This window comes from Actinospica acidithermotolerans (assembly GCF_018139625.1).
Taxonomy (GTDB): Bacteria; Actinomycetota; Actinomycetes; order Streptomycetales; family Catenulisporaceae; genus Actinospica; species Actinospica acidithermotolerans.
The window spans coordinates 1-10,137 of sequence record NZ_JAGSOH010000183.1 but is presented as its reverse complement, the minus strand read 5'-3'; the positions used below and the strand labels follow the sequence as shown (position 1 = coordinate 10,137).

Below are 10,137 nucleotides of genomic sequence, written 5' to 3'. Positions count from 1 at the left end.
GGGAGGTGCCGGTCCGCCGCGGTCGGGCGGACCGGCACCGGGTCACGCCGGGCTGAGCGCGGGTATCCGGGCGGGTACCCGCGCGGCCGGTTCCGGCCCGGCGGGCGGCTCCGGTCGCGGGACCGCCGCGCCGCCACGCACGCTGATGCTGCGGATGCGCGCGCTCCCGTCGCGCAGTACCACCCACCAGTTCTGCGGAGCGTGGCCGGGCAGCCAGGGGCTGATGGTCACCTCCGCGTGCACCGGAGTGGCGATGCGCACGTCGATCCGGCCGGCGGCCGCCGCGGAGAGCACCGCGACCGACTCGGCGTGGTCGTGCTGACGGCGGTACCAGCGCGCGAATTCGTCGGTGCCGCGCACGGTGCGGTCGGGCAGTTGCAGCAGCAGGCCGTTGGCCAGGTGCGGGAGCAGTTCGGCGGCGGGGCCGCGACGTTCGAGCGCGGTGCACCAGGTCTCGATCAGCCGGTGCACGTGCGCGGGGGTGAGGACGCGGACGGGTATGGGTGGGTCGGACGGGGTCACTGGCTTATCGCTTTCTGCGCGGCTCGCCGTCAGTCCACGGCGAGGTCGATCACGTACGGGCCCTGATGCTGAAGCAGCGTGTCGATCGCGTCCCCGACCTGTTCGGGCCGCTCGACCCGCCGACCAGGCACCCCGAGCGAGGCGGACAGGGCGGCGAAGTCGATCGCCGGACGGGACAGGTCGAAGGCCTCGGGGCGGGCGTGCGGCGCGATGCCGAGCTCGCGCCAGTACTGCTCGATGTTGAAGTCGAGCAGCCGGTAGCGGCGGTTGTTGCAGATGACGAACTTGGCGTCGATGCCGTAGCGCGCCGCCGTCCACAGGGCCTGGATCGTGTACATGCTGCCGCCGTCGCCGGTGAAGGCCACCACCGGCAGGTCGGGCCGGGCGAGCTTGACGCCCAGCGCTCCGGGGATTCCCACGCCGAGCGATCCGCCGCGGGTCTGGAAGAACCGGCCCGCCGACCGCGGCGGCAGATGGGCGGCCAGCGGCCCGGACGCCGTGAGCGCCTCGTCGAACAGCGCCAGCTCCGCCGGCGCGCGTTCGGCCAGGGTGCGCACGAAGCGGTCGAGCAGCGGTTCGTCCGCCGCGCCGGAGCGCGCCGGAGCGACCTGCGCGGCCGGGGGCGCCGCGGGCGGCGGCAGCACCCGGTCGAGTTCGCCCCGGATCGCCTCCAGGGTCAGCCGCGGGTCGGCGACGACGCCGAGCTCCACCGGGAAGTTCTTCGCGATCTCATAGGCGTCCAGGTCGATGTGCACGATTCTGGCGTCGTCCCGGAAGGGGTTCTCCAGCAGCGGGAAGACCTCCGGGAAGACGTACGTCCCGACGACCAGCACGCTGTCGGCCTCGCGCACCACCCGGGCGCTGTCCGCGCCGAACATGTGGCCGAGCTGGCCGCCGTAGTTCGGATGCGCGGCGTCGAAGTTGAACTCCGAGGAATTCGCCCCCCACACCTGCGCGCCGAGCCGCTCGGCCACGGCCTGCAGCTGCGGCTGCGCGTCGGACGCGGCGATCCCGTCGCCCATGATGATCAGGACCCTGCGACCGGAGCGCAGGATGTGCGCCGCCTGCCGCACCGACTCGGGCGCCGGCACCACGCGGGTGTCCGGGATCGAAGTGGGCACCGCGGGCTCGGTGGTCACCTGGTCCAGCACGTCGGCCGGAAGGATCAGCACCACCGGACCGCGCGGCGGCGTCATCGCGATCTTCACGGCGCGTCGCAGCAGTCTCAGGACGGAGCCCGGATCCAGCGCCCGGAGCACGTGCTTGCTGACCGGGCGCGCCATCGCCGCGAGGTCGACGGCCATCTGCCCGTCCATCGCGTCGTAGCGCACCCCGGCCTCGCCGACGAGCACCACCAGCGGCGAGCCGCCGCGCTTGGCCTGGTAGAGCATGCCGATCCCGTTGCCGAGGCCGACGCCGCTGTGCAGCTGCACCAGGCCGGGCCGCCGCGCGGCGCGGGCGTAGCCGTCCGCCATCCCGACGGCGACGCCCTCGTGCAGCGTCAGCAGGTAGTCCAGCTCGGACCGGGCCGCCTCGTCGAGGAAGCCCTGCTCGACGGTGCCGGGGTTGCCGAACATGTACGCGATGCCGTCGGCGGCGAGCTGCTCGTAGAGCGCGGCCTTGCCGGGCCGCGCGCGCGTCGCGCTCACCAGCCGTACCGGCGCAGACCGCTCTCCAGCACCTCGACCATGAGCTCGCCGGCCGGTACGGAGTCGGGGGTGGACCGCGCGGTGATGAACGGGAAGTCGACGATGACCGAGGTCTCCCGGCCGACGTTGCCGTGGAAGGCCCCGTCCGGGCCGGTCGCGTCGCGCAGGATGTACTCCAGCGGGTACGGCGGCGGGCCGAAGTTGAAGTCGGCGCCGAGGAATCCGGTGCCGTCCTTGTAGTCGTACTCCTTCGGGTGCCCGGTCACGTGCTTGCCCCACAGGATGCTGGCACGGGTCTCCAGGTCGCGGGCGAACGCGAGCACGGCGACGCCGTAGCACTCGGCCAGGATCGGCCGGTCGGCCGCGGCGAAGGCGAGGACGAGCTCGTGCAGCCGCTCGTTGTTCGCCATGTCCACGATCGGGCCGCTGCCGCCGACCAGCACCAGTCCGTCGAAGCTGGCGACGAGGTCGCCCGCCGCGCGGGCGAGGTCGCGGTGGTAGGCCTCGAGCTCGCGCAGGTGGTTGAGGGAGCTGTAGTACGGCCGCTCGGGGATCAGCTCGCTGAGACTGAGCGGGTTGTCGAGGCGCGCCGAGGCGTCCAGTTCCGCGGCGCGGCGGGCCATGTCCCGGGTGGTGACCGACCGGCCCAGCGGCGGGTCGATGTACTCCGGATCCAGGCTCGGCGGCAGCGCCCTGGCCCGCGCGCCGTTGGCCGTGGCGAAGGTGACGCGGTAGCCGCGCGCGTCGAAGGCCTCGACCGGACCGACGAGCTCCTCTCCCCAGTAGCCGCGCTCGGAAAGCACGATCAGGATTCTTTTCGACACAGTCGTCTCCTTATGAGAATGCAACACGAGATGGTGGGCGCCGTCGATTTCCCGAGAGAAGTGGAATCGACCCGCCGTGTCGATATCGAGTGAAGCGTGCCGGTCGGGGACCCGGCAAGGCCTGGCCCGGGTACGGCGACGAGTTGCCGAACTTGACACAATCGCAGCCGCCGAAGGCCCGTAACGACTTCTCAAAGTACGAACTGTATACCGCTTTCGCTGCCGCAATCTTCCATGCTCACCCGCCTTTCCCGACGATGGGGGTAACAAGAAGAGGGGCGGTTATGAACGCACGAATCATCATCGAGGAGATTTCCCCTGTCGTGGACGCGGGCAGATATCCCGCCAAAGCGGCGACCGACGAGGACGTGGAGTTCGGCGCGACGATCTGGACCGAGGGACGCGCGACGGTGGCCGCGGCGGTGCTCTGGCGGCCGGAGGGCGGGGACGAACGGGCCAGGACGGTGCCGATGCGGCCGGCCGACCCGGGCGCGGACCGGTTCGCCGCGCACGCCGCGGCCGAGCGGGTCGGGCCCTGGGCGTTCCGGGTGGACGCCTGGATCGACCCGTGGGCCGGCTGGACCGCGGACGTCGCCGCCAAGCTCGCGGACGGCTGGGACGCGCCGCGGCTGGCCAACGACCTGGAATCGGGGGCGCGCCTGCTCGAACGCTGCGCCCGCCGCGCCTCCGCGCAACGGGCCGCGTCGCTGCTCGAGGCCGTCGCGCGGTTGCGCGACACGCGCCTCGAACTGACGGAGCGTCTCAGCGGCGCGCTCTCGGAGCGGGTCCGCGCGGCCGTCGCGGACAACCCGCTGCGCGACGGGCTCACCCGCAGCCGGTGGCACCGGATCGGGGTCGAGCGGCCGCTGGCCCGGGCCGGCGCGTGGTACGAGTTCTTCCCGCGCTCGACCGGCGGCAGGGACGCGGACGGACGCCCGGTGCACGGGACCTTCGCCACCGCGGCCGCGCAGCTGCCGCGGATCGCGGACCTCGGCTTCGACGTCGTCTACCTGCCGCCGATCCACCCGATCGGCAGCACCGCGCGCAAGGGCCCCGACAACAGCCTGACCGCGGGAGCGCTGGACGTCGGCTCGCCCTGGGCGATCGGCTCGGCGGACGGCGGGCACGACGCGGTGCATCCCGGCCTCGGCACCGTCGCGGACTTCGAGCGCTTCGTCGCCGAAGCGCGCCGGCTCGGCCTCGAGGTCGCGCTGGACCTGGCCTTCCAGTGCTCCCCCGACCACCCGTGGGTGACCGAGCACCCCGAGTTCTTCACCGAGCGGCCGGACGGGAGCATCGCGTTCGCCGAGAACCCGCCGAAGCAGTACCAGGACATCTACCCGCTCGACTTCGAACGCGGCGGCACGGCGCTGTATGCCGAACTGCTGCGCGTGGTGCTGTGCTGGATCGGCCGCGGCGTGCGGATCTTCCGGGTGGACAACCCGCACACCAAGCCGGTCGGCTTCTGGGAGCGGCTGCTGGCCGACGTGCGCGCGCAGTACCCTGACACGATTTTCCTGTCCGAGGCCTTCACCCGGCCCGCGGTGCTCAAGGGGCTGGCCAAGGCGGGCTTCTCGCAGTCCTACACGTACTTCACGTGGCGCACCGGGAAGGAGGAACTCGGCGAGTACCTGACCGAGCTCGCCGCGGACCGGCACTTCCTGCGACCGAACTTCTTCGTCACGACCCCGGACATCCTGCCGGTCCAGCTGCACTCCGGCGATCCGCGGCTGTTCGCGGTGCGCGCCGCACTGGCCGCGCTGCTCGGTCCGTCCTGGGGCGTGTACTCCGGCTTCGAACTCTGCGAGCATCAGCCGCTCGAGCCCGGCAGCGAGGAGTACCGGTCCTCGGAGAAGTACGAACTGCGGCCCCGGGAGTGGACCGGCAGCGCGCCCGAACGCGACCTGCAGCCCTGGATCAGGGAACTCAACCGGCTCCGGCGCCGGCACCCGGCCCTGCTCAGCCTGCGGACGCTGCGCTTCCACCCGGTGGACGACGAGCGCCTGCTCGCGTTCTCCAAGCACGACGAACGTACCGGGGAGACGGTCTTCGTGCTCGTCACCCTCTCCCCCGACCGCGTCGCCGAGGCCGAGCTCACCCTGCGTCCCGACCTGCCGGGACTCGAGGCGGACGGCACGGTGGACGCGCGCGACGCGCGGACCGGCGAGCCGGTGCGGCTGTCCGGCGGCACCGTCAAGATCGATCCGGCGCGGGGCGTGGCCCGCGTCCTGACCTGGACGGCGCGCCGTGGCTGACTCCGTGCGGCGCGCCGCCCCCCGGTCGGGCGCCGAGCCGCTGCCCGAATCGCCGGGCTGGTTCCGCAGCGCGGTCTTCTACGAGGTGCCGATCCGCTCCTTCTACGACGCCGACGGCGACGGCATCGGCGACCTGCGCGGGCTGACCAGCCGACTGGACTACCTGCAGTGGCTCGGCGTGGACTGCCTGTGGCTGCTGCCGATCTACGCCTCGCCGCTGCGCGACGGCGGCTACGACATCAGCGACTACCGCTCCGTGCTGCCCGCGTACGGCGACGTCGACGACTTCGTGGAACTGCTCGACGAGGCGCACCGGCGCGGGATCCGGGTCATCACGGACCTGGTGATGAACCACACCTCGGATCAGCACCACTGGTTCCAGGAATCCCGGCGCGACCCGGACGGCCCCTACGGCGACTTCTACGTGTGGGCGGACGACGACCGGGGCTTCCCGGACGCCCGGATCATCTTCGTGGACACCGAGGACTCCAACTGGAGCCGCGACCGGGTGCGCGGCCAGTTCTACTGGCACCGCTTCTTCAGCCACCAGCCGGACCTCAACTACGACAACCCGGACGTGCGCGACGCCATGCTCGACGTGGTCCGCTTCTGGCTGGACCTGGGCATCGACGGGTTCCGGATGGACGCGGTCCCCTACCTGTTCGTGCGCGAGGGCACCGACGGCGAGAACCTGCCGGAGACGCACGACTTCCTGCGCCTGGTGCGCAAGGTGGTGGACGACGAGTACCCGGGCCGGCTGCTGCTGGCCGAGGCGAACCAGTGGCCCGCCGAAGCGGTGGCCTACTTCGGCGCGCAGGGCGCCGAGGAGATGCACATGGCCTTCCACTTCCCGCTGATGCCGCGCATCTTCATGGCCCTCGGCAAGGCCGATCACGGACCGATCACCGAGGTGCTGGCGAACACTCCGGACATCCCGCCCGGCTGCCAGTGGGCGATCTTCCTGCGCAACCACGACGAGCTGACCCTGGAGATGGTCACCGAAGAGGAGCGCTCGTACATGTACGCCGAGTACGCCAAGGAGCCGCGGATGCGTGCCAACATCGGCATCCGCCGCAGGCTCGCGCCGCTTCTGGGCAACGACCGGCGGCGGATCGAGCTGCTCACCGCGATGCTGCTCTCGCTGCCCGGCTCGCCGGTGCTCTACTACGGCGACGAGATCGGGATGGGCGACAACATCTGGCTCGCCGACCGCGACGGCGTGCGCACGCCGATGCAGTGGACGCCGGACCGCAACGCCGGCTTCTCCGCCGCGGAACCGGGCCGGCTGGCGTACCCGGTGGTGAGCGATTCGACGTACGGATACACGGTGGTCAACGTGGAGGCGCAGACCGCGGTCGCGTCCTCGCTGCTGCACTGGACCCGCGCGATGCTGGCCAACCGCCGGATGCACCCGGTGCTCGGGCTCGGCTCCTATCTGCCGCTGGAGAGCGGTAACCGCAGTGTCCTGGCATACGCGCGCCAGCTCGTCCTGCCGGACGGCGGCCGGGACCTGGTGCTGTGCGTGAACAACCTCTCCAGCCATCCGCAGCCGGCGGATCTGCACCTGCCCGGCGCGATCGGCCTCGCGCCGGTCGAGCTCACCGGGTCGGTCGTCTTCCCGACCATCACCGGATCGCACTACCGGCTCACCCTGGGCGGCCACGGGTTCCTCTGGCTCGCGCTGCGCATCCCCGCCGGCGCCGCCACGGGCGAGCCGCGAGAAACGGAGGAAGGATGACCGGCACCGCGCCCGCGAACCGGGGACGGATCGCTCCGGACCCGACCGGAAACGCCGAATTGGCCGAGGCCCTCGCCCGCTGGCTGCCGCGGCGCCGGTGGTTCGCCGACAAGGACAGGCTCCTGACAGGGGTGCGGATCCTGCACGCCCCAGCGGTCTCCGGGCCGCACGCCGAGCGCACCGGCGTGCTCGCCGTCGTCCGCGCGGAGTTCGAGGACACCGCGGGACCCTCGGACTACCTGGTCCCGCTCGCCATCGGACCGGTCCGCCGCACGCTCCCGGGCGCCGCGGACTCACTCGTCGCCCGGCTGCGCACGACGGAGTTCACCGACGCGCTCGCCGAGCCCGGCTTCGCCGCGGCCCTGGTGCGGCGGACCGCCCTGGGCGGCTGCGCGGACGGCCTCGCCTTCGTCCCGGAGGGCCCCGGCTTCGCCCCGCCCGGGCCGGGCGCGCCCGAGCGCGTGCTGACCGTGCAGCAGAGCAACACGTCCGTGGTCGTCGGCGACAGGCATCTGATCAAGTTCTTCCGCCGGCCGGCGCCGGGGGTCAACCCGGAGCTCGACGCCCTGCGGCTGCTGCGGGCGGGCGCGAGCCCGGACGTCCCCGGGCTCGAAGGCGCCGTGCACGGTCCGCTCGGCGCGGCCACGGCCACGTACGCCGTAGTCCAGGAGTTCGTCCCGGACTCCGAGGACGGCTGGACTCTCGCGCTGCGCAGTGCGCGGGCCGAGCGCGAGGGCCGCGCGGACGGTTTCGCCGCATCGCTCGCGCAGCTCGGCTCCGCGGTCGCCCGGGTGCACGCGGTCCTGGCGGCGCAGGGCGAGGTCGGGGCGCTCGATCGCGGGGTGCTGAGCCGGCTGGCGCGGGAGATGGCCGGGCGGCTGGACGGGGCCATCGCCCTCGCACCGGAGCTGGCCGGGCGGCGCGAGGCCATCGCGGCGGTGTACGCGGCGCTCGGACAAGCCACGCCGCGGCCCGGCGGGCTGATCCAACGGGTGCACGGCGACCTGCATCTCGGCCAAGCGCTGCGCGCCGGGCAGCGCTGGTACGTGGTGGACTTCGAGGGCGAGCCCGCCGCGCCTTTCGCGCGCCGCACCGCGGCGCACCCGCCCGAACGCGATGTCGCCGGGATGCTGCGCTCCATCGACTACGCCGCCGAGCACGGCGCGGCGGCCGGGTGGCCCGGCGGCGCCTGGGCCGGACGGGCCGAGCGGGCGTTCCTGGCCGGGTACCGCGCGGCCGCCGGGCTCGGCCCCGAGGAGTCGCTGCTGACCGCCTACCAGATCGACAAGGCGGTATACGAGCTCTGCTATGAGCTGCGTCATCGCCCGTCCTGGGCGCCGATTGCGCGCTCAGGCCTCAAGCGGCTGCTCGGCGACGCGGGAGCCCCGCCCGGCAACACCCTGCGTTCGCTTTGCGCCAATCGGTAACCGGGCCATGGCTCAACGATCATCCGCCTTGTATGTTCCCGCTACGGGCCGAAACAGCCCGGAGGGGAGGTTTTCCAGGCAGGTGCCCGCCCTGTCTCACGGTGGGCGCTCGCCCGCGCCCAGAGCGCCGCCGAGCGCACTCCCCCTTCCGCCCCATCCGGACCGACCCGCATGTTCAGGCCGGGCGCCCACCCACCGCGCCCGCGCCGCGCGCCACGGGGACCCGAGCGCCCTTGGCCGCTGAGCCCTGCCCGTGCGCGCACCCGCGTACGCGGGACCGGGCGCCGCCGGACCGCCGGACCGGCGCCAGAGGAGCCGGTCCGACGCTGAACACCCACCAGCCCATCAACCTCGATCAGGACAGACGGGAGCAGACCGTGCCCCTCACATCCGTGGCGGTGAGGACCTCACCGCCCCACCACACCATAGGCACCTACGCGGAGTCCGTATTCAGCTCGCTGCACCGGGCGGATCAGCGACGCTGGGCGGAGACGTACCTCCATGGGATCCTCTTCGCGGACGGCAAGAAGTCGGTGCGCGGCATAGCCGACAGCGTCGGGATCTTTCGGGCGAACCAGTCGTTGCAGCAGTTCATCAACCAGAGCCCCTGGAAGTGGGAGCCGGTGCGCCGGCTGATCGCCCAGCACCTGCAGGCCGTCCGGCCGACCCAGGCGTGGGTGGTGCACCGGGTGGTGATCCCGAAGCGGGGCCAGCGCTCGGTCGGGGTGCAGCGCCGCTTCGTGCCGGAACTCGGCCGCAGCGTGAACAGCCAGCTGATCCTGGCCGTGTCGCTGGCCGACGAGCACACCGCGGTCCCGGTCGACTGGCGGATCGCGCTCGGCGGCGACTGGTGCACCGACGAAGCGCTGCGCCAGGCCGCCTACATCCCGGACGCCGTGCGGGGCCGGACCGAGGGCGCCGAGATCATGGACATGATCGACGAGATGCGCTCGGCCTGGCGGCTCGAGCCCGCTCCGATCACCGGCGACATCCGGCACTTCCCGGACGCCGCGCGGCTGGTCGGCCGGCTCGTCCACCTCGGCGCCACGTTCTCGCTCCAGGTCGACGGCGGCTTCCCGCTGGCCGGCGCCGGCCGGCTGCAGGCGCTGATGCACACTCGCACGGCGTGCCACGGCGCGGAGCGGGACGCGCCCACCGTGCGGCGGCTGCTGGACCAGCAGGTCCAGCATCCGGCCGGGAGCGTGTTCGACGGCCCCCCGGGCGAGGGGGCCGTCGGCAGGGGCGGGCCGTCCTGCCGCGTCCGGATCGTCTCCGCGCTCGCCCGCCCCAACGTCCCGCGCTCCGGCCTCCAGGTGCACCCCCGACCGCTGAAGGTGATCGGCGAGGTGCACCAGGACGGGAGCACCCGGTACTGGGTGACCAACATGCTCAAGCACAGCATCGACGACATCCTCGCGGTCAACGGTGTCGGCCTGCGCGGTTGGCGCGATCCCGGAGTGCCCGAATCGGAGTTCGGCCTCCGGGACTTCGAGGGCCGTTCGTACCGGGGACTGCACCACCACCTGACCATGGTCTCCGCGGCCTTCGCGTTCAACGCCCTGGACGGCGGCTACGGCCTCGGGCGCGTCGGGGAAGACGAGGGCTGAAAGCCGCGAACGATTCCAGAGCCGGCGGACAACGGCGTCCGTCTCCGCGGACCGCTCAGGATTGCGCGGTGTACGGCGAACGGGGCACAGGGGAACGGGGTACAGGGGAGTACAC

General features: G+C 72.7%; 7 protein-coding genes. 4 read left to right on the top strand and 3 right to left on the bottom strand.

The annotated features are described in order from the left end of the window. Window positions 1-42 precede the first annotated feature (42 nt). The 3 genes from KDK95_RS32600 to KDK95_RS32590 are packed head-to-tail and all read right to left on the bottom strand — an operon-like array spanning window position 43 to window position 2,995. On the bottom strand, window positions 43-522 hold the full coding sequence (locus KDK95_RS32600) for a hypothetical protein (protein ID WP_212522211.1): 480 nt from the start codon (window positions 520-522) through the stop codon (window positions 43-45). 29 nt (window positions 523-551) lie between these two features. After that, window positions 552-2,171: a thiamine pyrophosphate-binding protein gene (locus tag KDK95_RS32595; RefSeq protein ID WP_212522210.1), complete on the bottom strand. Its 1,620-nt coding sequence runs from the start codon at window positions 2,169-2,171 to the stop codon at window positions 552-554. Next, window positions 2,168-2,995, bottom strand: coding sequence for a type 1 glutamine amidotransferase domain-containing protein (locus KDK95_RS32590; protein ID WP_212522209.1), 828 nt, complete (start codon window positions 2,993-2,995; stop codon window positions 2,168-2,170). Before KDK95_RS32590 ends, KDK95_RS32595 begins: the two co-directional genes overlap by 4 nt. Window positions 2,996-3,279: 284 nt before the next feature. On the opposite strand from KDK95_RS32590, the gene KDK95_RS32585 reads away from it, so the two are divergent. From KDK95_RS32585 to KDK95_RS32570, 4 genes are all read left to right on the top strand, one after another. Further along, window positions 3,280-5,250, top strand: a complete 1,971-nt coding sequence (locus KDK95_RS32585) for a maltotransferase domain-containing protein (protein WP_212522208.1) — start codon at window positions 3,280-3,282, stop codon at window positions 5,248-5,250. After that, the gene (gene treS, locus KDK95_RS32580; protein ID WP_212522207.1) at window positions 5,243-6,988 is read left to right on the top strand and encodes a maltose alpha-D-glucosyltransferase; all 1,746 of its coding nucleotides are present in this window, start codon (window positions 5,243-5,245) and stop codon (window positions 6,986-6,988) included. The genes KDK95_RS32585 and treS overlap by 8 nt, the downstream gene beginning before the upstream one ends. Next, entirely contained in the window at window positions 6,985-8,415 is a 1,431-nt protein-coding gene (locus KDK95_RS32575; protein ID WP_212522206.1) for a maltokinase N-terminal cap-like domain-containing protein, read from the top strand. Before treS ends, KDK95_RS32575 begins: the two co-directional genes overlap by 4 nt. A gap of 377 nt (window positions 8,416-8,792) precedes the next feature. Further along, window positions 8,793-10,022: an IS701 family transposase gene (locus KDK95_RS32570; RefSeq protein ID WP_212522205.1), complete on the top strand. Its 1,230-nt coding sequence runs from the start codon at window positions 8,793-8,795 to the stop codon at window positions 10,020-10,022. Window positions 10,023-10,137: the final 115 nt, after the last annotated feature.